The sequence below is a fragment of the Streptomyces umbrinus genome, assembly GCF_030817415.1.
GTDB lineage: Bacteria > Actinomycetota > Actinomycetes > Streptomycetales > Streptomycetaceae > Streptomyces > Streptomyces umbrinus_A.
Genome location: NZ_JAUSZI010000002.1, coordinates 9,522,150 through 9,544,160, shown reverse-complemented (window position 1 = coordinate 9,544,160; position 22,011 = coordinate 9,522,150). Strand labels below are relative to the sequence as shown.

The 22,011-nt window shown below is 71.1% G+C and carries 20 protein-coding genes; 3 read left to right on the top strand and 17 right to left on the bottom strand.

Features of this window, described 5'->3' with window-relative positions; translation table 11 throughout:
* Positions 1-47: 47 nt before the first annotated feature.
* Positions 48-1,754 (bottom strand): flavin monoamine oxidase family protein, encoded by a 1,707-nt coding sequence (locus QF035_RS42185; RefSeq protein ID WP_307526692.1) that lies wholly within the window; start codon positions 1,752-1,754, stop codon positions 48-50.
* A gap of 71 nt (positions 1,755-1,825) precedes the next feature.
* The gene (locus tag QF035_RS42180) at positions 1,826-2,614 is read right to left on the bottom strand and encodes a carbon-nitrogen hydrolase family protein (protein ID WP_307526690.1); all 789 of its coding nucleotides are present in this window, start codon (positions 2,612-2,614) and stop codon (positions 1,826-1,828) included.
* A gap of 348 nt (positions 2,615-2,962) precedes the next feature.
* On the opposite strand from QF035_RS42180, the gene QF035_RS42175 reads away from it, so the two are divergent.
* A complete protein-coding gene (locus QF035_RS42175; protein WP_307526689.1) occupies positions 2,963-3,607 on the top strand; it encodes a Repetin in 645 nt (214 codons plus the stop codon).
* On the opposite strand, the gene QF035_RS42170 is transcribed toward QF035_RS42175, so the two are convergent.
* From QF035_RS42170 to QF035_RS42145, 6 genes are all read right to left on the bottom strand, one after another.
* Complete coding sequence (locus tag QF035_RS42170; RefSeq protein ID WP_307526687.1) at positions 3,576-4,937, bottom strand: MFS transporter; 1,362 nt, start codon at positions 4,935-4,937, stop codon at positions 3,576-3,578. The two genes, QF035_RS42175 and QF035_RS42170, sit on opposite strands and share 32 nt — an antisense overlap.
* Positions 4,938-5,158: 221 nt before the next feature.
* On the bottom strand, positions 5,159-6,745 hold the full coding sequence (locus QF035_RS42165) for an HAD-IA family hydrolase (protein ID WP_307526685.1): 1,587 nt from the start codon (positions 6,743-6,745) through the stop codon (positions 5,159-5,161).
* A gap of 11 nt (positions 6,746-6,756) precedes the next feature.
* Entirely contained in the window at positions 6,757-7,827 is a 1,071-nt protein-coding gene (locus tag QF035_RS42160; RefSeq protein WP_307526683.1) for an ABC transporter ATP-binding protein, read from the bottom strand.
* A gap of 3 nt (positions 7,828-7,830) precedes the next feature.
* The gene (locus QF035_RS42155) at positions 7,831-8,658 is read right to left on the bottom strand and encodes an ABC transporter permease (RefSeq protein WP_307526681.1); all 828 of its coding nucleotides are present in this window, start codon (positions 8,656-8,658) and stop codon (positions 7,831-7,833) included.
* Complete coding sequence (locus QF035_RS42150; RefSeq protein ID WP_307526679.1) at positions 8,643-9,542, bottom strand: ABC transporter permease; 900 nt, start codon at positions 9,540-9,542, stop codon at positions 8,643-8,645. Before QF035_RS42150 ends, QF035_RS42155 begins: the two co-directional genes overlap by 16 nt.
* Positions 9,539-10,684 carry an ABC transporter substrate-binding protein gene (locus tag QF035_RS42145; RefSeq protein WP_307526677.1) on the bottom strand — a complete coding sequence of 382 codons (1,146 nt, stop codon included), beginning with the start codon at positions 10,682-10,684 and terminating at the stop codon, positions 9,539-9,541. Before QF035_RS42145 ends, QF035_RS42150 begins: the two co-directional genes overlap by 4 nt.
* Positions 10,685-10,906: 222 nt before the next feature.
* On the opposite strand from QF035_RS42145, the gene QF035_RS42140 reads away from it, so the two are divergent.
* Positions 10,907-11,656: a GntR family transcriptional regulator gene (locus QF035_RS42140; RefSeq protein WP_307526675.1), complete on the top strand. Its 750-nt coding sequence runs from the start codon at positions 10,907-10,909 to the stop codon at positions 11,654-11,656.
* Positions 11,657-11,887: 231 nt separating this feature from the next.
* Here the strand turns inward: QF035_RS42140 and QF035_RS42135 are convergent, their stop codons facing one another.
* From QF035_RS42135 to rpe, 9 genes are all read right to left on the bottom strand, one after another.
* Positions 11,888-12,340, bottom strand: a complete 453-nt coding sequence (locus QF035_RS42135; protein ID WP_055618648.1) for an Lrp/AsnC family transcriptional regulator — start codon at positions 12,338-12,340, stop codon at positions 11,888-11,890.
* A 10-nt stretch (positions 12,341-12,350) separates the two neighbouring features.
* Entirely contained in the window at positions 12,351-13,817 is a 1,467-nt protein-coding gene (locus QF035_RS42130) for an amino acid permease (protein WP_307526673.1), read from the bottom strand.
* A 530-nt stretch (positions 13,818-14,347) separates the two neighbouring features.
* The gene (locus tag QF035_RS42125) at positions 14,348-14,743 is read right to left on the bottom strand and encodes a hypothetical protein (protein WP_307526671.1); all 396 of its coding nucleotides are present in this window, start codon (positions 14,741-14,743) and stop codon (positions 14,348-14,350) included.
* Positions 14,744-14,758: 15 nt separating this feature from the next.
* The gene (locus QF035_RS42120; RefSeq protein ID WP_307526669.1) at positions 14,759-15,283 is read right to left on the bottom strand and encodes a GNAT family N-acetyltransferase; all 525 of its coding nucleotides are present in this window, start codon (positions 15,281-15,283) and stop codon (positions 14,759-14,761) included.
* An 88-nt stretch (positions 15,284-15,371) separates the two neighbouring features.
* Positions 15,372-16,814, bottom strand: a complete 1,443-nt coding sequence (locus tag QF035_RS42115; RefSeq protein WP_307531821.1) for a GuaB1 family IMP dehydrogenase-related protein — start codon at positions 16,812-16,814, stop codon at positions 15,372-15,374.
* 128 nt (positions 16,815-16,942) lie between these two features.
* The gene (locus QF035_RS42110; protein WP_307526667.1) at positions 16,943-17,275 is read right to left on the bottom strand and encodes a barstar family protein; all 333 of its coding nucleotides are present in this window, start codon (positions 17,273-17,275) and stop codon (positions 16,943-16,945) included.
* Positions 17,272-17,715: a ribonuclease domain-containing protein gene (locus tag QF035_RS42105; protein ID WP_307526665.1), complete on the bottom strand. Its 444-nt coding sequence runs from the start codon at positions 17,713-17,715 to the stop codon at positions 17,272-17,274. Before QF035_RS42105 ends, QF035_RS42110 begins: the two co-directional genes overlap by 4 nt.
* Positions 17,716-17,782: 67 nt before the next feature.
* Positions 17,783-18,826, bottom strand: a complete 1,044-nt coding sequence (locus QF035_RS42100) for a sugar-binding transcriptional regulator (protein WP_055618140.1) — start codon at positions 18,824-18,826, stop codon at positions 17,783-17,785.
* Between the two features lie 78 nt (positions 18,827-18,904).
* Positions 18,905-19,591 carry a ribulose-phosphate 3-epimerase gene (gene rpe / locus QF035_RS42095; protein WP_143635342.1) on the bottom strand — a complete coding sequence of 229 codons (687 nt, stop codon included), beginning with the start codon at positions 19,589-19,591 and terminating at the stop codon, positions 18,905-18,907.
* Positions 19,592-19,764: 173 nt separating this feature from the next.
* Between rpe and QF035_RS42090 the strand changes: the two genes are divergently transcribed.
* On the top strand, positions 19,765-21,978 hold the full coding sequence (locus QF035_RS42090) for an MMPL family transporter (protein WP_307526664.1): 2,214 nt from the start codon (positions 19,765-19,767) through the stop codon (positions 21,976-21,978).
* Positions 21,979-22,011: the final 33 nt, after the last annotated feature.

Here is a 22,011-nt window from a genome sequence, read left to right as displayed (position 1 = left end):
AGCCCCGCGCCCCTGACGGGGCGGGGTGGGTCCGACTCGTCCTGTCCTCAGTCCTCCGGCAGTTCCACCGGGGCGATCTCGTCGTATACGTCGCCCGGGCCCGGGTTGGCCGGGTCCGTGCCGCCGCCGAAGTGGTGCATGACGCCCCAGACTGCGTTGAGAGCGGTCTGTACGGCTCCCTCGGCCCAGCCGGCCGTCCAGGAGATGTCGTCGCCCGCGAGGAAGATGCCCCGCTTGTCCTCGGGCAGCCGGTCCTGCATGAAGTGGGTGAACAGGCGCCGCTGGTAGCGGTAGTGGCCGGGCAGGTTGGCCTTGAACGCGCCCATGAAGTAGGGCTCGTTCTCCCAGGACACGGTCACCGGGTTGCCGATGATGTGCTTCCTGATGTCGACCTTCGGGTAGATCTCGCCGAGCGACTTCAGCATGACCTCCATCCGCTCGTTCGCGGACAGCGGCAGCCACTTCAGGCTGTCGTCGCACCAGGTGTAGGAGAGGCAGATGACGGCGGGCCTGTCCGGCCCGTCGTCGAGGAGGTAGGTGCCGCGCGTCATGCGGTCGGTGAGCGTCATCGACATGACGTCCCGCCCGGTCGGATTTCCCCTGTCGTCGACGGCCTTGTCCAGCCAGAACGGCCGGTCGACCGGCACGAAGAGCTTGCTCGACTCCATGTAGTGGGTGCGCTCGATCGCCGTCCAGTGGTCGATCGGGAAGAGCGCGTCGTCGCAGGCCACCTTGGACAGCAGCATCCAGGACTGGGCGGTGAAGATCGCCGCCCGGTACGTACGGATGTCGCCGGAGGCGTCGGTGACCGTGATCCCGTTGCCGGCCGTACGGTTCAGGCGGGTCACCGCGGGCCGCGGCGTCCCGTCGTGGAGAGTGGCCAGCGACGTCCCGTACGCCCAGTGCACGATCTTCTGCGGCTCGCGCTCCCACAGGCGCAGCGGGAGCTGCTGGCTGCCGCCGACGATGCCGCGGTGGTGGTCGTCGGCCTCGGTGTAGACGACGCGCAGGATCTCCAGGATGGAGTTCGGGAAGTCGGTGTCCCAGCCGCCCGTGCCGAAGCCGACCTGGCCGAAGATCTCGCGGTGCCGGAAGGACTTGAAGGCCTCCGACTCGCAGAGGAAGCCGTAGAAGGTCTGGTTGTCGAGCTTCTCGACGAGCCTCGCCCAGATCTCGCGGATGCGCGGCACGTCGCGCTCGCGCATGGCCTGGTTCATGTCGGAGAAGTCGGCGCCGTCTTCGAGGCAGGCGTTCCACGCGTTCATCACGTCGCGGTAGACCTGCGGCAGGTCGTCGACGCTGGTCGCGTAGTGCGACTCACCCTTGAGGTCGACCACGGTCGAAGGGGTCGCCTCGGCAAGGGGGTTGGGGAACGGCTCGGTCCGCAGCCCCACCAGGTCGATGTAGTGCTGGAGCGCCGTGGAGGACGGCGGGAAGCGCATCGCGCCCATCTCGGCGGTGAGGGAGGGGTCGCAGCCGTCGAAGCCCACTGTCCGGAGCCGGCCGCCGATCTTGTCGGCCTCGTACACGACGGGCTTGAGGCCCATCTTCATCAGCTCGTACGCGGCCACGATGCCGGACAGACCGCCGCCGATGACGGCGACCTCGGTGCCGAGCTCGGTCGCCGGTATCTGGCCCAGGCCCGCGGGGTGCGCGAGGAAGTCGTCGTACGCGTACGGGAAGTCCGGGCCGAACATGGTGATCGGCGGCTGCGCGTCGGTGTGCGGGACGGCGGGGGGCACCGTGGACGTCATGGGGTACGGACTCCTTGCGGGAAAGCTGGGGTGAGGCGGGTGTGGCTGGGGGTGTCAGCCGTCCGGGGGTGTCAGACGAGGGACCCGTAGAGGCCTGGGCGGCGGTCCTTCAGATACGGGTTGGCCTCGCGCGAGGCGGCGAGGAGAGCGGGGTCCACGTCACCGAGGACGAGTTCCTCCCCGCGGCCGGCGCGGGCCCGGGCGCCCCCGTCGGGGCCGGCCAGTGTGGAGAGCCCGACGAACTCGAACTCCCCTTCCGTACCGACCCTGTTGACGTACGCCACGTACATCTGGTTCTCGAAGGCGCGCACCGGTACGACGGACTCGGCGACGAACTGGAACGGGTGCATCTGGGCCGTGGGCACCACGAGGAAGTCGGTGCCGGCGAGGGCGTGCGCGCGGACGTTCTCCGGGAACTCCACGTCGTAGCAGATCATCAGGCCGACGCGGAGGCCGTCGAGCTCGGCCTGGACGACCGGCTCGTCGCCGGGGGTGAACCACTCCTGCTCGAAGCAGCCGAAGAGGTGCGTCTTGCGGTAGTTGGCGAGGCGCGTGCCGTCGGCGGAGATCAGCTGGGCCGAGTTGAAGACCAGCTCCGCCGCGCGCTCCGGGTAGCCGTAGACGATGGCCACGCCGTGCCGGGAGGCGATCTCGGCGATCTCGTCCGCGGAGTCCCCGTCGGCGGGCTCGGCGAGCCGGTGCGCGTCGGCGCCGATCGCGTAGCCGGTCAGGAACATCTCCGGGGCGGCGAGGAGCCCGGCGCCCGCGGCGGCGGCCCGGCCCGCGGCCTCGTCGAGGACCTTGAGGTTCTCGACGACCGAGCCGGGACGGCCGGAGCTCTGGAGCAGGGCGGTGCGCATGCGTGTTCCTCACCGGACGGAAGGGTGGTTGTGGGGGCCACGTAGACGGTACGGGCGGCGGGCTCGGGCGGACAAGGAGGAGCCGTTGCGCGCCGGTGAACGAATCGTTGCGTCCGTCGGCGGTGCGGCGGCGATTCGTTGCGCACCCCCTGGCATGCCCTCTCCTGGCCTGCGCCCCTGGCATGAGTGCCGGTCCTCCCAGGGGCGCGGGGCAGGGGTGTACTCCCCCGCCGGGCGGCGGAGGCCCGGTGCAGCCTGCGGCGCGATGTGGCGCGGCGTCGGCGCCGGGACAGTGAGTGCTGTCCAGCACCCGCCGTCGAACCACCGAACGAACCACGAAGGGCCGACATGAACCGCCGTACGAAGACCGCCGTGCTCGGTGCCGCTCTGCTCGTGACCGCCGGGGCAACCGGGGCCGTCGCGTCCGCCTCCGCCTCCACCACGACGTCGACCGCCACCGGAGTGACCTCAACACCCGCCATGCCCGCCGCTGCTTCCGCTGCCTCCGCCGTCTCAGCGCCCTCCGTCGCCTCCGCGGCCGGTGAGCGGCAGCGTGAGGCCGCCGCGCTCACCGGCAGGGCGAAGCTGTACCGGTCGGCCGGGGACGACATCGCGTTCTCCTTCGACGCGCATCTGGCGGCGAAGGACAATGACGATCCGCTGAAGGCCACCGGCACCTTCGAGTGGAGCCACTACGCCGGCGGCGACGGTGCCTGGGCGAAGGCCGAGGTGGACTGCCTCGTCACCGGCGGAAAGGTGGCCGTCGTCTCCGGGGTCGTCACCGATTCGGACCTGCCGGGCGCCAAGGGAAAGCGGGTCGGCATCACCGTCCACGACACCGGACGGCAGGACCGGCTCGGCTACAGCTGGGCCTCCACCGGGAACCCCGTCGAGACGAAGGACCTGCCCAAGTGCGTCGGCTCCGCGCCCTTCGAGAAGGTCAAGAAGGGCACGGGCGACTTCACGGTCGTGCCCTGGAACCCGAAGTTCTAGCGGCGCGGGCGGCTCCCTTCCCGGCGGCCCCCTTTCCGACTGCCGCCAGCAGCGCGGCCGTCACGAGGTAGGGCACCGCGAACAGGGCGAAGGCCGCGCCGTGCGTGGTTGCCGACCCGATCACCCCGTAGGCGCCGTACACGGCGATGGTGGTCAGGTCGGTGCCCACCCCGGCCACCGAGGTCAGGGTGGCCCGGCCTGTTCCGCCGATCCGGTCCTGGAGCCGGGCGTCGGCCAGCACGCTCGCCAGCTGGAACCCGCAGAAGGAGAGCGCCACAAGGCCGATACCGGCCGGGGTCCGCACCCACGCCCCCGCGGCCAGCGCCACCGCGGAGACCGCGAGCAGCCCGGCGAACCCGCCCGTGCCCAGCCGTCGGCCGACACCGGCGAGCAGGCCACCTGCCGTCGCGCCCGCCCAGATCAGCAACAGCCAGTTCGGCACCGCGCTCTCCGCGACACCCGTGTCGCGGACGAGCAGCGGTGTGTACTCGTCGAGGGCGCCCCACACGGCGGTGACGGCCGGGACCAGTAGCAGGGCACCACGGACGGACCGGTCGCTGCGGGCCTCGGCGAGTCCGGCCCGCAGCGTCCGGGTCCAGCCGTCACCGAGCGCGTCGCCAGGTCCGTCGGCCAGGCCCTCGCCGGGGTCGTCGCCCAGTCCTTCGTCCAGGTCGTCGCCCAGTCCCTCGCGGCGCGCCTCACCGTCCTTCGCCGCGGCGGCCGGTTCCCGGTGCTCCGGGAACCGTGTCGCGGTGGCCGCCGTCAGGAGGCAGGCCAGCACACTGGCGAGCCCGACGGCCGGGTAACCGCCGAACGCGTACACCGGCCCGGCCAGCGGAATCGCCGCCATCACGGCCACGAGCCCGGCCGCGCGGGCCCGGCCCATGACGGCCCCGTACCGGTCGGCCGCGCCGAGCCGGTCCAGCTCCTCGTAGACCAGCGCCTCCAGCGCGCCGGAGCCGAGCGCTCCCTTGGCGCCCCAGAGGACGAAGCCGAGGGCGAAGGCCCAGTACGTCGGGGCGAGTACCCACAGGGCGAATCCGGCGGACGTGAGCAGCGGTCCGAACCACAGCAGCAGACGCCGCGAGACGGCGTCGGCCCAGGCGCCGGACGGGATCTCCAGCAGGACGCCGGTCAGCGCCCACAGGCAGAACAGCGAGGAGATCTGCCAGACGGTGAGCCCCGTGTCGCTGAACAGCAGGGCGTAGACCGGGTAGAGCAGGACGAAGTCGTCGAGGAACGCGTAGCCGTACAGCGTGGCCGTCAGCCGCCGGACGGCGGGGCCGGAGCCAGGGCCGGTGCCGGGCGCACGCGCAGGTGAGAGAGTCATGAGGCCTTCCCGCAGGGACCGCAGGGACAGTTCGGACGCCGGAGATACGGCGTCCGAGGCGGTCCTCGGGCCCCTCGGGAGGCACGGCTGGTGGATCAATGTCGCCAGGTCATGACAGCAATGCTAGGCGCTCCGCTGGGGGCGCGCTGGTGATTCTGCGGCCCGGTGGGGGCTGGTCGCGCCCCGCGGCGGAGCCGCATATCGATACGGCCCCGCGCCCCTTACAGGGCGCTCGGGCGGGACCTGTCTCCCCCGCCCAGCGAGAACGTCGTGATCACCGCCGCGTGGTCCGAAGGCCAGTCGTTGTCCTCGACGTCGGGCCAGGTGCGCGGAGTGCCGGTGACGAGGGTCCGGGAGCCGAGGACCCTGAGTCCGGCGCCCGCGTACAGGACGTAGTCGATCCGGTCCTGCGGCTCCGGGCGTCCGCTGCCGTCCTCGTGCTCCGTGTGGACCGGCGACCAGGTGTGGCCGGGGCTCCGGACCGGGTCGGGGTGCGCCTCCCGGTAGGAGTCGCGCAGGCCGGCCTCCTCCGCTGCCCTGGTCACCGGCCACTCGGAGTCGTCGCGATCCAGGTGGGAGGGTGCGTTGAAGTCGCCGACCAGGAGGACCGGAGTGGTGTCGCGCGCCGCCAGGTCCGGGGCCATCGCGGCCAGGATCTCCCGCATCTGCCCCAGCCGTACCGACTCGTGGGCCGCCAGTTCGGGCCCGGCGAGCCCGTCGAAGGAGGCCTCGTACGGGCCGTACGGCGTGTAGTCGAGGTGGGCGCTCCACAGCACGACGTCCTGGTCCGCGCCGAGCGTGACGCGTACGCCGGTCCCCCCGTAGAAGCCGAGGTCCGCGGCGCCCAGCCGGCCGGTGATCGGATACCGGCTGATGACGCCGAGGTTCTCGCCCGCCTGGTGGTACGCCCAGCCCAGCGCTTCGGCGAGTTCCCGGGCGGCGGTGCCGTACGTCTCCTGCAGGCCGACCACGTCGACTCCGGACCCCAGGATGATCTTGAGCTGCTTCTCACGGTGATGGCGGACCTTGGTGCCGCCGTACCAGAGGTTCCAGCTCATCACGCGAAGTTCACGCAGGCCGGAAGAGTCAGACGCTTCAGGCGCCTCACGGGTGGTGATCATGTCGCGCAGTCCGGCCGGGGTCACGTCCTCCAGACTCTCCCGGACCGTGCGGCCCGGCGCGGCGGCGATCGGGGCGAGCGAGGGCACCGCGAGTACCGCGCAGCCCGCCGCCTCCGCCGAGGAGACACCGGTCCGGGTGTCCTCGACGGCCACGCAGGAGGCGGGTTCGACGCCGAGGGCGCGGCAGGCGGCGAGATACGGGTCGGGGGCGGGCTTGGTGCGCGGGGTGTCGTCGGCGGTGACGGTGACCGCGAAGCGGCCTGCGCCCAGGCCCTCGACGACGAGGTCCGCGATGACGCGCGGCGACGCGGTCACCAGAGCGGTGGGCACGCCGTCTGCGGCCAACGCGTCGAGGAGCCGGAGCGCGCCGGGCCTGGCCACGACACCGGAGCGCACCCGGACGGCGAACTCCCGGTGCAGATCGGCGGCGACCTCGGCCAACGGGGCGCCCGTGGCCCGGCTCAGCATCTCGGCGGTGTGCTCGACGGGCCGCCCGAGCACGTCCTCCTCGTCGGCCTCCGTGAGCGACCGGCCGAGCCCCGCCGCGACGTGCTCGACCGCCTCCCACCACAGCCGCTCGGTGTCCACGAGGGTCCCGTCCATGTCGAACAGGACGGCCTGGAGAGGCTGTTGGGGGCGGCGAGGGGTGTCGGTGGCAGGGGTGGTGTGGGGGATGTGGGGGGGCACGCGGCTCTCTCTCACAGGCGGTCGGCGACCAGGACGGGACGCTCCGGCAGGCTCACGGTCACGGCGGCGCCCGCTCCCAGTGCGGCGGCCTCGTGGGTCGGCAGGTCGGCCTTCACCTCGGTGCCGTCGGCGAGCCGGACGGTGACGCGGGTGGCCGCGCCGAGGAAGGCGGAGGCGACGACCCGGGCGTCCGAGGCATCCTCGGCCGTCACCCGCACCGCCTCGGGCCGTACGAGCACGTCCACCTCGGGCGAGGTTGGCGCCTCACCGTCGACCGGCAGCCGCTGCCCGAGCACGTCGACCGTCCCGTCGGCCACGCGCCCCGGTATGCGGCTCATCGTGCCGACGAACTCGGCGACGAACGCGGTCGCGGGCCGGCCGTACAACTCGGCCGGAGCGGCGCACTGTTCGAGCCGCCCGGCGCGCATCACGGCGACCCGGTCCGCCATCGACAACGCCTCCTCCTGATCATGTGTCACGAACAGGGTGGTGATGCCGAGTTCCTGCTGGAGCCGGCGGATCTCCTCGCGCAGGGTGAGCCGCACCTTGGCGTCGAGTGCCGACAGCGGTTCGTCCAGGAGCAGGACACGGGGCCGCAGGGCGAGCGCGCGGGCGAGCGCGACGCGCTGCTGCTGACCGCCGGAGAGCTGGTGCGGGAAGTTCCCGCCCTTGTCACCGAGCCCGACGAGTTCGAGCAACTCGGCCGCGCGCGCCTGCCGTTCGGTCGTACGCACCTTGCGCATCCGCAGCCCGAAGGCGACGTTGTCGAGCGCGCTGAGGTGCGGGAAGAGGCTGTACGACTGGAAGACCATCCCGGCGTCGCGGCGGTGGGCCGGGACGCGCGTGACGTCCTCGCCGTCGACCAACACCTCGCCGGAGTCGGGGTGTTCGAACCCGGCGAGCATCCGCAGGGCAGTGGTCTTGCCGCAGCCGGACGGGCCGAGCAGGGCGAGGAGTTCGCCGGGCCGTGCGGTCAGGTCGAGCCCGTCGAGGGCGACGGTCCGGCCGAACTCCCGGCGCAGGCCCCGGAATTCGACGGTCGCGGCCGTCGTGGCCGCCTTCTCAAGCGTGGTTGCGGTCATGGTTCATCCCCGGGGAGCGGTACGGGAGCGCCCGCCGAACCCGGCGAGCGCGAGAAGGAGTGCCCACGTGACGAGCAGGCTGAGCACGGAGACGGCGACGGACAACTGGGCCTGCGAACCGCTGACGTTGACGATCCACACGGCGAACGGCTGGAAGCCGAGCAGCTGGGCGACGGTGAACTCGCCGAGCACCAGGGCCAGCGTGAGGAACGACGCGTTGAGCAGCGCCCCGCGCAGGTTCGGCAGCACGGCCCGTACGAGCGCCTGCGGCCAGCCCGCGCCACAGCTGCGGGCCGCCTCGACGAGGGTGCGTACGTCCATCGCGCGCAGCCCGGCGTCCAGGGCCCGGTACACGAACGGCAGCGCCATCACGACGTACGCGAGGACGAGGACGAACGGGAAGTCGGGGTTCTGGATCGACACGAACGTCTGGAACAGCGGGGTGCGGGAGAGGTGTTCGGGTCCCCACTTCAGGACCGTGCCGATCCCGGCGACGAACGCGATGGGCGGGACGACGAGCGGCAGCGAGCAGACGATCTCGACGACGGGCCGCAGCTTCGGAGCGCCGAGCCTCAGCGCGACCATGGCGGGCACCATCAGCAGCAGCACGATCGCGATGGTGGCGGCGGCCAGTTCCAGCGAGAGCAGCAGACTGGAGACGAACCCGTCGGTGCCGAAGATCTGCGTGTACGCGTCGAAGGTGACGCCCTGCCCCGGCACGTCGACCGTGAAGACGACGGACGCGGCCAGCGGCACCAGGAAGTAGAGCGCGGCGCCGGCGAGGACGGCCCCGCGCCAGGGACGTACGGACCGGTTCAGTTGTCGAGCCATCGCGCGCTCCGTCGTTGCAGGGGCAGGTACACGGCCATCACCAGGCCCGCGACGAGGACCATGTCGAGGCTGAGGGCGAGCGCCACGTTCTCCTGGCCGACCAGGACGTTGCCGGAGATGGCGTCGGCGATCTGGAGGGTGACCAGCGGGACGGAACTGCCCACCATGGCCGCGGCGGTGGCGTACGCGGCGAAGGCGCTGCCGAAGAGCAGCACGAATCCGCCGAGGAGGGAGGGCGCGAGGACGGGCAGGGCGATGTGCCGCCAGTACTGGACGGCCGTGGCCCCGTTGTTCCGCGCGGCCTCACGCCACTGGACGCGCAGTCCGTCGAGGGCGGGGGTGATGGTGAGGACCATCAGCGGGATCAGGAAGTAGAGATAGACGATCACCAGACCCGAGAAGCTGTAGAGGCTCCAGCCCTTGTCGGCGAGGCCCAGATGGCGGGTCAGGACACCGGAGTTGCCGAGGGTGGCGACGAACGCGAAGGCCAGCGGGACACCGCCGAAGTTGGCGAGCACGCCGGACGCGGTGAGCACGGCCTCGCGCAGCGCGCGGAAGCGGGAGGTCACCACGGCCTGGGCGACCAGCAGGCCGAACACCGTCGAGATGACCGCCGAGACGGCCGACAGCTTGACGCTGCCGAGCAGGGCGGTGAGGTACGCGCCCTTCAGCGAGGCGGTCAGGTTCGCCGTGGTGTACGAAGTCGCCCCGGTGGCCGGGTCCTTGACGGTGAACGCGCCGTTCAGCATGGCCAGCGCGGGGATCCCGAAGGCGAGCGCCACGAAGGCGAGCAGCGGGACCACGGCGAGCCAGCCGGGCGCGTGGCGCCGCCGCTTCGGGGAAGCGACGGGCGCCACGTCCACACGGGTGAGGGTCGCGGTCATCCGGCGACGGCCTTGCCCCAGCCCTGGCCGAGCACGGTCTTGGCCTTGCTCTGCTGGGCCTCGGTCGGGAAGGAGGGCGTCCCGGAGACCTCGGGGAGCTTGGCGGCCGCGGTCTTGTCGAGCGTGCCCGCCTTCTCCATGGCGGTCATCAGGGCCGGGCGGGCGTAGCCCTTGAGCCAGAGGTTCTGGCCCTCGGCGCTGTAGAGGTACTCCTGCCACAGGCGGGCGGCCGCCGGATGCGGTGCGTCCTTGTTGATGGCCTGCGAGTAGTACTGGGAGAACTTGCCGTCGGACGGGACCGCGACCTTCCAGTCGAGCCCCTTCTTCTTGAACTCGTCGGCGTACCCGGCGTTGAGATAGTCCCAGTCGATACTGATCGGCGTCTCGCCCTTCTCGACCGTGGCGGGAGTCGACTCGACGGGCGTGTAGTTGCCGTTCTTCTTCAGCTTGGCGAAGAAGTCGAGGCCGGGCTGGATGTCGTCGAAGGAGCCGCCGCTCGCGAGGGAGGCCGCCCAGACGCCGCCGAAGGCCGAACCGGACTTGGTGGGGTTGCCGTTGAGCGCGACCTGCCCCTTGTACTGCGGCTTCAGCAGGTCCGCGAAGGTGGTCGGGCAGGTCTTCACGCGCTTGGCGTCGCAGCCGATGGAGATGTAGCCGCCGTAGTCGTTGAACCAGCGGCCCTTCGCGTCCTTCTGTCCCTCGGGGATGTCGGCGAAGCCCGCGACCTTGTAGGGCGCGAGGAGTCCCTGCTGGGCGGCGCTGAGCGCGAAGGAGCTGCCCAGGTCGAGGACGTCGGGCGCCCGGTCCTGTCCCTTCCGCGACGTCACGGCGTTGATCTCGTCCTGGCTGCTGCCGTCGGGGTTCTCGACCTCGATCTTGATGCCGTACTTCTTCTGGAAGCCGTCGATGAGGGCGCCGTAGTTGGCCCAGTCGCGGGGCAGAGCGATCGCCTGCAGCGTGCCCTCCTTCTTGGCCGCCTTGACGAGTGCGTCCATGCCGCCGAAGGCCTCGGCGGAGGTCGCGGTGGCGGCGCTCTTGCCGTCGGTGGTGGTGGACGCGTCGTCGGGGGCCGCGCCGCAGGCACTCATGGCGAGTGCGGCGGCGCCGACGAAGACGGCTGTTCTGGGCAGGGACACGGTCACGTTCTTCTCCAGGGGGCGCGCAGGGATCACACGAGACGCAGAGCTTGTCAGCAGAACTTGTCTGAACAAGTTGGCCCCAGTAGGCCCGCCATTGATGACCTGTTCGTAAACATTGTCGAAACCGTGACCCTTGATTTCGCTGCCACTCGCCGGGCGCACGTGTCACCAGCGATCCTCGTCTAGGCTGATCAAGGGGTACACATCTGCGCACAGAGGGGGAGCATGGCGACGCGACACGAGGAGATCGCCGAGGAACTCAGGCAGGCGATCGACCGCGAGGAGTACACGGTGGGCAGTCGACTGCCCACCGAGACCGACCTCGCGTCCCGCTACGGCGTCTCCCGCGGTACCGTCCGCCAGGCCGTCGCCGCCCTGACCGCCGAGGGCCTCATCGGCTCCCGGCAGGGCGCACGCCGCGTGGTCCTCGCGAGCCGCCGCAGCCAGTCCTTCGAGGAGCTGCGCTCCTTCGCCCAGTGGGCCCGCGCGATGGGCCGCGAGGCGACGGGCCACGTGGTGTCGTCGCAGTACCGCCCGGCCACACCCGAGGACTCCGTCCGCCTCCAACTGCCCGCGGGCACCCCGGTGTTGCACGTCCTGCGCGTACGCGGCCTGGACGGCGACCCGGTCCTCCTGGAGCGCACGGTCTACGCGGCCTGGATCTCCCCCGCCGTCGAGGCCGTCGAACCGGACTGCCCCTCGGTCACCCAGCGCCTGTACGAGGACACCGGCCTCGTCTTCGCCTACGGCGAGCACGTCATCGACGCGGTGGCCGCCGGCGCCCAGGACGCCGAACTCCTCGACGTCCGCCGCACCAGCCCTCTCCTACGCGTCCGCCGCGTCACGACAACCCGCGAGGGCCGCCCGGTCGAATGGTCCGACGACCGCTACCGCCCGGACGCCATCACCTTCAGCGTCCACAACTCCATAGCCAACAACGCCTTGGCCCGCCAATCAGGCCAGTCCGACTTCTGACCCCGGCCCCTCCAGGGGCGCGAGGAACTGCGCGCTCAGCCCTCACCGCCCCGCACACGACTACGAACGGGGGGCGCCCCTCAAGGGGCGCGGGGAACTGCGCAATCTTCAGGGGCGCGGGGAACTGCGCAATCTTCAGGGGCGCGGGGAACTGCGCAATCTTCAGGGGCGCGGGGAACTCGCGACCAGCCACAACGAACCCGCAGCCGCAACACCACCCCGCACAACCACTTACGTGGGCGACCCCGAAGAAAACCTCCGCAACAAAGGCGAAAGCACCAACACGGACTTGGTCCGCTCCACAAACGGCTCGCCCGCGATCCGCTCAAGCACCCGCTCGAAATGCCGCATGTCAGAAGCGAAAACCTGCACCATCGCATCCGCCTCCCCCGTGACGGTGGACGCGGCCACAACCTCCTGATACCGCTCAAGCCCCCGCTGAATCGTCTCCGGCGAGGTGTTCCGCCGGCAGTAGATCTCGACGAACCCCTCGGTCTCCCACCCGAGCGCGGCGGGGTCGACCCGAACGGTGAACCCGGTGATCGCCCCGGTCGCCCGCAACCGGTCCACCCGCCGTTTCACCGCGGGCGCGGACAGCCCCACCTCCTGCCCGATGTCGGCATAGGAGCGGCGGGCGTCCTCGGCGAGGGCGTGCACGATGCGTTCGTCGAGATCGTTCAGCACTGCGGGTGGATCACTTCTCTGGAGTGGCGAGACGGGAGCGGCGATAGCCGTAACTGAAGTAGAACACGAGCCCGACGGCCATCCAGACCCCGAAGACGACCCAGGTCACGGTGTCGAGGCTGCCCATCATCCACACACAGAAGGCGAAGCCCAGCGCGGGCATCACCGGCGACAGCGGCACCCGGAACGTACGGGGCATCTCGGGACGCGTACGCCGCAGCACCACGACGGCCACATTGACCAGCGCGAAAGCGAACAGCGTGCCGATGCTGGTCGCGTCGGCGAGCTGCCCGAGCGGAATCGCGGCGGCGAGGACACCGCAGAACAGGGACACGATGACCGTGTTGACGCGGGGCGTACCGGTCTTCTGGTGGACGCGCGAGAAGACCTTGGGCACGAGCCCGTCGCGGGACATGGCGAAGAGGATGCGGGTCTGCCCGTAGAGCACGGTCAGTACGACACTGGCGATGGCGATGACCGCGCCGGCCGCGAGCAGCGTGCCCCAGAAGGCGTCTCCGGTGACGTCCTTCATGATCCCGGCGAGCGCGGCCTCCGAGTCGGTGAAGCCCTGCCAGGGCTTGGCGCCGACGGCGACGGCCGCGACGAGCACGTACAGCGCGGTCACGATGATCAGGGAGAGCATGATCGCGCGCGGCAGGTCACGCTGGGCGTTCTTGGCTTCCTCGCCCGCAGTGGAGGCTGCGTCGAACCCGATGTACGAGAAGAAGAGGGTCGCTCCGGCGGCGCTGACGCCCGCCATGCCGAGCGGCATGAAGTTCTCGTAGTTGCCGGAGCGGAAGCCCTGGATGCCGATCGCGCAGAACAGCAGCAGCGCGGCGATCTTCACGACGACCATGACGGTGTTGGCGCGCGCGGACTCGCGGGCGCCGCCGAGCAGGAACGCCATGGCGAGCAGTACGACGATGAGCGCGGGCAGGTTGAAGACGCCGCCGTCACCGGGTGGCGCCGAGAGCGCGTCCGGGATGGTGACGCCGATCGTGCCGTCGAGCAGCTCGTTCAGATACTCGCCCCAGCCGACGGCGACGGCCGCGACGGAGACTCCGTACTCCAGGACCAGACACCAGCCGCAGATCCAGGCGATGAGCTCGCCCATGGTTGCGTACGCATACGAGTACGAGGATCCGGCGACCGGGATGGTGCCCGCCAGCTCGGCGTACGAGAGGGCGGAGAAGAGGGCCGTAAGGCCGGCGATCACGAAGGAGACGGTGACGGCCGGGCCCGCCTTGGGGACGGCCTCGCCGAGCACCACGAAGATGCCGGTGCCGAGCGTGGCGCCGATGCTGATCATCGTCAGCTGCCAGAGGCCGAGGGAGCGCCGCAGGCTGCCGCCCTCGCCCTGGCCACCCTCCGCGACCAGGCTCTCCACGGGCTTGCGGCGCATCAGACGCGCGCCGGCTCCCGGGGGCTCGGGGGTGGGGTGACTGCGGGACTGCGGGGGTGCGCCGTGGTCGAGCACGCGGCTGGCTCCTTCATCGCTGCCGGTCAGGGCGGCGCGGCCCCACGGCAGTCCGAAGGAAGGGGACCACCGTGCACGGGGTCCCCGCCACACTACGTTCAGCGCATGACTCTACGAGGACAGCCTTTCCAGCCGTAATGCAGCAACCTTGCGCGCCTCCGCAAGATCGTTGCGTTGATCGCGGACAGGCGCGTGTTCGTTGCGCGGGGCCTTTCGACCGTTGCGCGGGCCCCCCGTCGGGTCGGGCGCGGCCCGCCGTCAGGCCACCGCCGAAGCCCTTGGCCCGGGCCGCCGCACAGGCTCGGGAGGCCCTTCGCGCCTGCCCTCCGCCGGAAGCAGGGCAGGCCCGAGCCACCCACGCAGAACGTCCCTCGGCCCGCCGCCGGAACCCTTCGCTCGACCGCCGCGCAGGCCCAGCAAACCGCTCTCGCCCGACGGCAGGGCAGCCCCGAAAGCCACCCACTCAGGACGCCCCTCCGCCCGCCCCCCCATCGCAGGACAGGCCCCGGGGCCCGCCCGATCAGGACTCGTCAGACCCCGTCCGGATCCCCCGCGAGGGCCCGCGCCTCGGCCACGTCGTCCTCGTCGAAACCCAACTGCCCCGGCCGCCCGTGAACCGCCGCCTGCTCGTCGATCCACCGGTTGTGGGCCTCCCAGGCGGCCTGCTTGCTGGTACCCAGGGCCGCCCCGATCTGCGACCAGGACGCCCCGGCCCGACGCGCCGCGCGCACGCTCAACTGCCGCCCGTACGCGGCCTTGCGGGCCACCACCTCGCTCAGCGCGAGCAGTTCGAGCAGCTCGCCCCGGTCGAGGGCCTCCTCGTCGCTCCCCGCCCCGGCCAGCGACTCCCGTATGCGCAGCGCGTCGAGACGGGCCACGGCGGTCAGCAGCGTGTACTGGAGCTCGATGCTCTGCGGTGTCGTCATGGCCCCAGCATCCCGTCAGGCAGGCTTGACGTCAAGGGAGCTTGACGACAGATCCTTGACCAGGAAGACACACGGGTCGGCACACTCGCGACGCTCCCCGTCCACGTCGAGATACGCCCAGCGGTCGACGTACGACACGGCGGGCCGGTAGCCGAGCCGTGCGTAGAGCCGCGCGGCCTGTGGGTTGTCGTCGCCCACGCCGAGCCCCATGAGCCCGGTTCCGCGGGCGACCGCCCGTTCCTCGGCGGCACGCACCAGCGCCGTTCCGATGCCCCGCGAGCGGAGCGACGCGGGCCAGACGAAGAGCCCGTTGAGCTCGGGACAGCCCGGCCGGGCCGCCCGCACCTCGGGAGCCTCGCAACCGGTCCAGCGGACCTCCGCGTGACCGACGGGCAGGCCGTCGAGCCAGGGGATCAGATAGCTGCTGTCACCGGCCTCCTGCCGCGCGAACCGTGCCCCGTGACTCCCGTCCACGCTGTGCGAGGGCATGAACCGCTCCAGAACCGCGATGTCCTCGGCCCTGCAGATGTCGATCCTCATCCGCCCGACCCTAGCGACATCGGGACACGGCACGGCCCCCGTTCTCCCGGCGTGCGGGACAACGAGGGCCGTACGGAAGGGAGTTGCGTCAGCTCCAGCTTGCGTGCAGCGGCTTGCCCTCCGCGTAACCCGCCGCGCTCTGGATGCCGACGACGGCCCGCTCGGCGAACTCCTCCAGGGAGTTGGCACCGGCGTACGTGCAGGAGGAGCGGACGCCCGCGATGATCGAGTCGATCAGGTCCTCGACGCCCGGCCGGGACGGGTCGAGGAACATCCGCGAGGTCGAGATGCCCTCCTCGAACAGGGCCTTGCGGGCGCGGTCGTACGCCGACTCCTCGGACGTGCGGTTGCGCACCGCGCGCGCGGACGCCATGCCGAACGACTCCTTGTAGAGGCGGCCGTTGGCGTCCTGCTGGAGGTCGCCCGGCGACTCGTACGTACCGGCGAACCAGGAGCCGATCATGACGTTCGACGCGCCCGCGGCCAGCGCCATGGCGACGTCGCGCGGGTGGCGGACACCGCCGTCGGCCCAGACGTGCTTGCCGAACTTCTTCGCCTCTGCGGCGCATTCGAGCACGGCCGAGAACTGCGGGCGGCCCACACCGGTCATCATGCGCGTGGTGCACATGGCGCCCGGTCCGACACCGACCTTGATGATGTCCGCGCCGGCCTCGATGAGGTCGCGTACGCCCTCGGCGGCGACGATGTTGCCGGCGACGATCGGCACGTGGGGGTCGAGCCCGCGGACCGCCTTGACCGCGGCGATCATCGACTCCTGGTGGCCGTGCGCGGTGTCCACGACGAGCGTGTCGACGCCGGCCGCGAGGAGCTGCTTGGCCTTGCCCGCGACATCGCCGTTGATGCCGACGGCGGCCGCGATGCGCAGCCTGCCGTCCGCGTCGGTGGCCGGTGTGTAGAGCGTGGCGCGCAGGGCGCCCTTGCGGGTGAGGATGCCGGCGAGGCGGCCGTCCTTGTCCACGGCGGGGGCGTAGCGGCGGTTCGCGTGGTCGAGCCTGTTGAACGCCTCGCCCGGCTCGATGTCCGCGTCGAGCAGCAGCAGGTCCCGGGACATGACCTCGGACAGCTGCGTGAAGCGGTCGACGCCGCTCAGGTCGGCGTCGGTGACCACGCCGACCGGCCTGCCCTCGTCGTCCACCACGACACCGGCGTTGTGCGCGCGCTTCGGCAGCAGGGACAGCGCGTCGGCGACGGTCTGGTGCGGGGCCAGCACGATCGGGGTGTCCAGGACGAGATGACGGCTCTTGACCCAGGAGACGACCTCGGTGACGACCTCGATCGGGATGTCCTGCGGAATGACGACGAGCCCGCCCCGGCGGGCCAGCGTCTCGGCCATCCGACGGCCCGCGATGGCCGTCATGTTGGCGACCACCAGCGGAATCGTGGTCCCGCTGCCGTCCGGCGAAGCCAGGTCGACGCCCTGCCGCGAACCGACCGCGGAGCGGCTCGGCACCATGAAGACGTCGTCGTACGTCAGGTCGTACGCGGGCTGGATGTCGTTGAGGAAACGCACGTGCTGCACATCCCAGTCGTTCAGAGGTGGCCCCCGAACAGGACAGCACGAGGGAAGAGCACGTACCTCATTGTCCCATGTCGGTGGGTGAACACGCCCCGGGCCGATCGTCCAGGCTGGTCAGGGGGCTACTGGTGGGATCCTCCAAGGACCAGCGCCACGGTGAGCGCCGGGGTGCCGTCCGCCGCCTGGGCGAACACGTCCCTCGCGGTCTCCCACTCGTCGGGCCGCGCCTTCGCGTACGGCTGCCAGCCGGTGACGACGACGAGCAGCCCCTTCTCCGTGGCGGGCGCGGGCCAGACGGAAGAATCGCCGAGGCTGTCGGCCAGCGCGTCCCAGTTGCGCCCGAACCAGTCCGGCAGCTCCAGGGCGCTTACGCAGCGCTCCATGAGGCCCGCCTTGTCCGCGACGCCGTCGAGGTCCAGCGCGACCACGTGGCGGCCCGCCACGTCGTACGTCATCTCAGCACCGCCCTGAAGGAGTTGTAGTGATCATCGGTGTAGTAGACCTCGCCGCCCTGCCCCATGACAATGCGCCGGGCTCCGCGGTTCCGCTCGCCGGGCGTCCGCACCGTGTACTCCCGGTAGTAGCCGCGCTCGTGCCGCGGCAGCTCCCGCTCGAAGTTCCCGAACACGGAGCCGTCCTTGGCGTACGGGAAGGGGCCGCCTTCGTCGATGAGGGCGAGTGTCCGACGGGCCTCGGCGGGAAGCCGCGCCTCCTCGACCGCCCCCTTCCCCGCGGCCCAGGAGGGGGCCGAGGCGCTCGTGGCCGACCCGGTGCCGACGCCTGTCCCTGTCGTGGTGTCCGACGACGAACAGCCGGTCAGCAGCACCGCGACGAGACACCCGACGAGACAGAGGAACAGCCCCGGAAACAGGCGGGGGACGGACCGGAGCAGCATGTCGTCGATGCTGCCACAGCCGTCCCCACGCGGCGCGTCGCCGAGCCGCCGTCGGAGCGTTGCGGGCTCAGGGCCCGTCCGGGTCCGCCCGGTTCAGGGCGGGGCGCGGGGTCGAACCCGCCGTCATCAGGTAGTCCGCGGCCGCCGTGTCCGTCACCAGGCTGGTGACGAGGCCGGAGCGCAGTACCGCGTCGATGGCAGCCGCCTTGCGCTGACCGCCTGCGATCGCGACGACCTCGGGGATCCGCCGCAGCCGGTCGGCCTCGACGGTGATGCACCGCTCGCCCAGGTCCCGGCCGACGCGACGGCCCTCGGAGTCGAAGAGGTGCGCGGACATCTCGGCGGCCACACCGAGGGTGGCGTAGTGGGCGCGCTCCTCCTCGGTGAGCATGTCGTGCACCGTCGAGATGCCCGCCTCCCAGGAGCCGATCGACACGCAGGCGACGGTGACCTTGTCGAAGTACTCGAAGGCGCGGGCGATCCCCGTCTGGCTGCGCAGCGCGGCCGCGGTGGCCACGTCAGGGAGCAGCATCGGCGCGTAGATGGGATGGGCGTCCCCGCCGGAGACCTGGGCGGCCCGGCGGACCGCCTCGACCGAGCCGCGCTCGGCCGTCCCGGCGTCGTAGACACCCGTCAACTGCACCACCGTGCACGGCGGCAGCCGGTCGAGCGCGGCCGCCATGTGGATGGTGGAGCGGCCCCAGGCGAGGCCGAGCACATCGCCCTCGGCGACGAGTTCACCGAGCAGGTCGGCGGCGACCTCACCGAGGTTCTCCGGGTCGGGCGACTCCTCGGCCTCGGCCGGGGACTCCACCACGACGGCATGCCGCAGGCCGTAACGGGCGCGCAGCGCGTCCGAGCGCTCCGCGTCCAGCTCGGCGGGGACGCGGATCTCGATCCTCACGAGATCCCGTTCGAGGGCGGTTTCCAGGACCCGGGCCACCTTGAAGCGGCTGACGCCGAACTCCTCGGCGATCTGGATCTTGGACTTGCCCTCTAGGTAGAAACGGCGGGCCATGGCCGCCGCCTGCACCAGCTCAGCGGGTCCCATCCGCATGGCCGACCGGCCCGCCGACATACCCGACACGGCGATCTCCTCACTGCTGTTCACACTCTGGATTCGCCGTTCATCCTTGCAGATCCGGCGTACTTGATCAGCCCTGAGGGGCGGCGTTCACGTTCCCTTGGCTCAGTGGTCGCATGCCCATGCTGCCTGGGCCGTCGCCTCCTCCGCCTGCGTGCGCAATGCACGTACCGCCTGGGCGGGGTCGGCCGCCCCGTACACCGCCGAACCGGCGACGAAGACGTCGGCGCCCGCCTCGGCGCAGCGCTCGATGGTGGAGGCCGAGACCCCGCCGTCGACCTGCAGCCACAGCTCCAGGCCGTGCTTGTTGATCAACTCGCGGGTGCGGCGGATCTTCGGCAGCATGATGTCGAGAAAAGCCTGGCCTCCGAAGCCCGGCTCGACGGTCATGATCAGCAACATGTCGAGCTCGGGGAGCAGATCCTCGTACGGCTCGATGGGGGTCGCGGGCCGCAGGGCCATGGAGGCCCGGGCGCCCTTGGCCCGGATCTCACGGGCGAGCCGCACGGGTGCGGCGGCCGCCTCGACGTGGAAGGTGACGGAACCGGCACCCGCTTCTACGTACTGCGGTGCCCACCGATCGGCGTCCTCGATCATCAGATGGCAGTCCAGCGGCGTGTCCGTAGCACGCGCCAGAGACTCTACGACCGGCACACCTAGCGTGAGGTTCGGGACGAAATGGTTGTCCATCACGTCGACATGGAGCCAGTCAGCCCCTTCCACCGCCTTTGCCTCCTCGGCAAGGCGGGCGAAGTCGGCGGACAGGATGCTGGGGTTGATCTGCGCGGCCATGCGTTAAGCCTGCCATGTCCGGCGCCGGTTGTTCTCCCCGGTCGTCGAGGTCCCCGAGGTCCTCGACCCGAACCGGTCGGTATATACCAATCCTGCCGAGGGACTGCACCGGCTTCGCGGCCCGTGCCATCCTTGTCGGCTCACCAGCTCCACACGCGGCTACGGGGGTCGCCATGACGGACGCACAGGGGAAGCAGGGACGCGGCATCGGCTGGCTGGTGTGCGGCCGACGCAGCAAATGGATCGTGGTGGGACTGTGGCTGGTGCTGCTGTTCCTCACCGCGCCCTTCGCCTCGAAACTCACCGACGCGCAGGACAACGACGCCGCGTCCTGGCTGCCCGGATCCGCCGAGTCCACCCAAGTCCTGGAGATCTCCGAGGACTTCAGGCCGGAACAGATCCCAGCGGTGGTCGTGTACGCCCGTGAGAGCGGCCTGACGGCCGAGGAACGGGCGCAGATCAACGAGGACGCACGCCAGATCAAGGAACTGCGGGCGCACGGCATCCTCGGAGCGGAGACCCGTGGCCCGGTCTTCGACCGGCAGACCGACCCGCGTGCGGCCCAGATCTACGTCCCCATCAGGATGGACGAGAAGGGCTGGGAGGAGATCTCGCCCGCCGTCGACTCGATCCGTGACGTGACCGGCAAGGGCGGCGACGGGCTCGCCGTGCATGTGACGGGCCCGGGCGGTACGTCCGCGGACTTCTCCGAGGCCTTCGAGGGCATCGACTCCACACTGCTGTTCTCGGCGATGGCCGTCGTCATCGTGATGCTGCTGGTGACCTATCGCAGTCCGACCCTGCTGCTGGTGCCGCTGCTCGGCGTGGTCGCCGCACTGTTCACCGCGCAGGCGGTGATCTACTTCCTCGCCGAGCACGCGAGCCTGACCGTCAACGGCCAGAGCGCGGGCATTCTCACCGTCCTCGTCTTCGGCGCGGGGACCGACTATGCCCTGCTCCTGGTGGCCCGCTACCGGGAGGAACTGCGCCGCCACGAGGACCGCCACGAGGCGATGGCGCTCGCCCTGCACCGGGCGGGCCCTGCGGTGCTCGCGTCCGGCGCGACCGTCGTACTGAGCATGCTGGTGCTGCTCGCCGCCGAGATGAACTCGACGCGCGGCCTCGGCCCGGTCGCCGCCATCGGTGTCGCCGTGGCACTGGCCGCGATGATGACCCTCTTCCCGGCCCTGCTGGTGATCTTCGGCCGCTGGATCTTCTGGCCGGTGATCCCGCACTTCGGTTCCGCCGACCCGACCGAGAGCGGTGTCTGGGCACGCATGGGCCGCCGTATCTCCATCCGCCCGCGCATGATCTGGGCTGTCACGGCGGCGGCGCTCGCGCTGCTCTCGCTGGGCCTCATCCAGCTCCGCGCGGAGGGCATCAGCAACGCCGACGCCTTCACCGGCAAACCCGACTCGATCGTCGGCCAGGAGGTGTCCGCGCGCTACTTCCCCGCGGGCAGCGGCGATCCGCTCGTCATCGTCAGCAACCGCGCCCAGGCCGAGGACGTCGGCCAGGCGGTCGCGGCCACCCGCGGTGTCGTACCGGAATCACTCGGCCTGCCAGCGGGCACGAAACCCGAGTTCGAGGGCAAGGTCCTCTTCGAGGCCACCATGACCGCCCCCGCGGACAGCGAGGCCGCGAAACAGACGGTGGAGCGGGTGCGGGACGCCGTGCACGACGTACCCGACGCCGACGCGCAGGTGGGCGGCGGCACGGCCTCACTATTCGACATGGACGAGGCGACGACCCACGACAACATCCTGATCATCCCGTTGGTGCTCATCGTGGTCCTGCTGATCCTGTGCGGCGTGCTCCGCGCCCTGATCGCCCCGCTGCTGCTGATCGGCACGGTGGTGCTGTCCTTCGCCGCCGCGCTGGGGATCAGTGCGCTCGCGTTCCGCCACATCTTCGACTACGCGGGCGAGGCCACGGACTTCCCGCTGTTCGTCTTCGTGTTCCTGGTCGCCCTGGGCATCGACTACAACATCTTCCTGACCACCCGCATCCGCGAGGAGGCCGGCCGCCAGGGCACCCGCAAGGGCGTGGTGACGGGCCTGGCCACCACCGGCGCGGTCATCACCTCGGCGGGCCTGGTCCTCGCCGGAACCTTCGCCGCCCTCGGCACGCTCCCCATGGTCGCCTTCGCCGAGATCGGCTTCGCGGTCGCCCTCGGCGTACTGCTCGACACGTTCATCGTGCGCTCGGTCCTCGTGCCGTCCCTGTTCCTGGACGTCGGCGCGAAGGTGTGGTGGCCGCACCGGCTGGCCCACGAGGACGGGGGCACGGCGGGTCCGCCGACGGCCACCGGGACCGGATCCGGGTCTCCCGCGCCAACACCGGCACCGGCATCGACTCCGGGAGGCCCGTCGGCCCCGTCGGAGTAGGCCGGCCCGGCCCGTAGGCGCCGGTCGACCGAC

Excerpts from the sequence above, each read along its gene's own strand:
- rpe (WP_143635342.1), bottom strand. The coding sequence starts at position 19,591 with ATGGCCGCGCAGATCAACCCCAGCATCCTGTCCGCCGACTTCGCCCGC.
- QF035_RS42140 (WP_307526675.1), top strand. The coding sequence starts at position 10,907 with ATGGCGACGCGACACGAGGAGATCGCCGAGGAACTCAGGCAGGCGATC.
- QF035_RS42105 (WP_307526665.1), bottom strand. The coding sequence starts at position 17,715 with ATGCTGCTCCGGTCCGTCCCCCGCCTGTTTCCGGGGCTGTTCCTCTGT.
- QF035_RS42155 (WP_307526681.1), bottom strand. The coding sequence starts at position 8,658 with ATGGCTCGACAACTGAACCGGTCCGTACGTCCCTGGCGCGGGGCCGTC.
- QF035_RS42120 (WP_307526669.1), bottom strand. The coding sequence starts at position 15,283 with ATGAGGATCGACATCTGCAGGGCCGAGGACATCGCGGTTCTGGAGCGG.
- QF035_RS42170 (WP_307526687.1), bottom strand. The coding sequence starts at position 4,937 with ATGACTCTCTCACCTGCGCGTGCGCCCGGCACCGGCCCTGGCTCCGGC.
- QF035_RS42175 (WP_307526689.1), top strand. The coding sequence starts at position 2,963 with ATGAACCGCCGTACGAAGACCGCCGTGCTCGGTGCCGCTCTGCTCGTG.
- QF035_RS42150 (WP_307526679.1), bottom strand. The coding sequence starts at position 9,542 with ATGACCGCGACCCTCACCCGTGTGGACGTGGCGCCCGTCGCTTCCCCG.
- QF035_RS42160 (WP_307526683.1), bottom strand. The coding sequence starts at position 7,827 with ATGACCGCAACCACGCTTGAGAAGGCGGCCACGACGGCCGCGACCGTC.
- QF035_RS42110 (WP_307526667.1), bottom strand. The coding sequence starts at position 17,275 with ATGACGTACGACGTGGCGGGCCGCCACGTGGTCGCGCTGGACCTCGAC.
- QF035_RS42090 (WP_307526664.1), top strand. The coding sequence starts at position 19,765 with ATGACGGACGCACAGGGGAAGCAGGGACGCGGCATCGGCTGGCTGGTG.
- QF035_RS42180 (WP_307526690.1), bottom strand. The coding sequence starts at position 2,614 with ATGCGCACCGCCCTGCTCCAGAGCTCCGGCCGTCCCGGCTCGGTCGTC.
- QF035_RS42185 (WP_307526692.1), bottom strand. The coding sequence starts at position 1,754 with ATGACGTCCACGGTGCCCCCCGCCGTCCCGCACACCGACGCGCAGCCG.
- QF035_RS42125 (WP_307526671.1), bottom strand. The coding sequence starts at position 14,743 with ATGACGACACCGCAGAGCATCGAGCTCCAGTACACGCTGCTGACCGCC.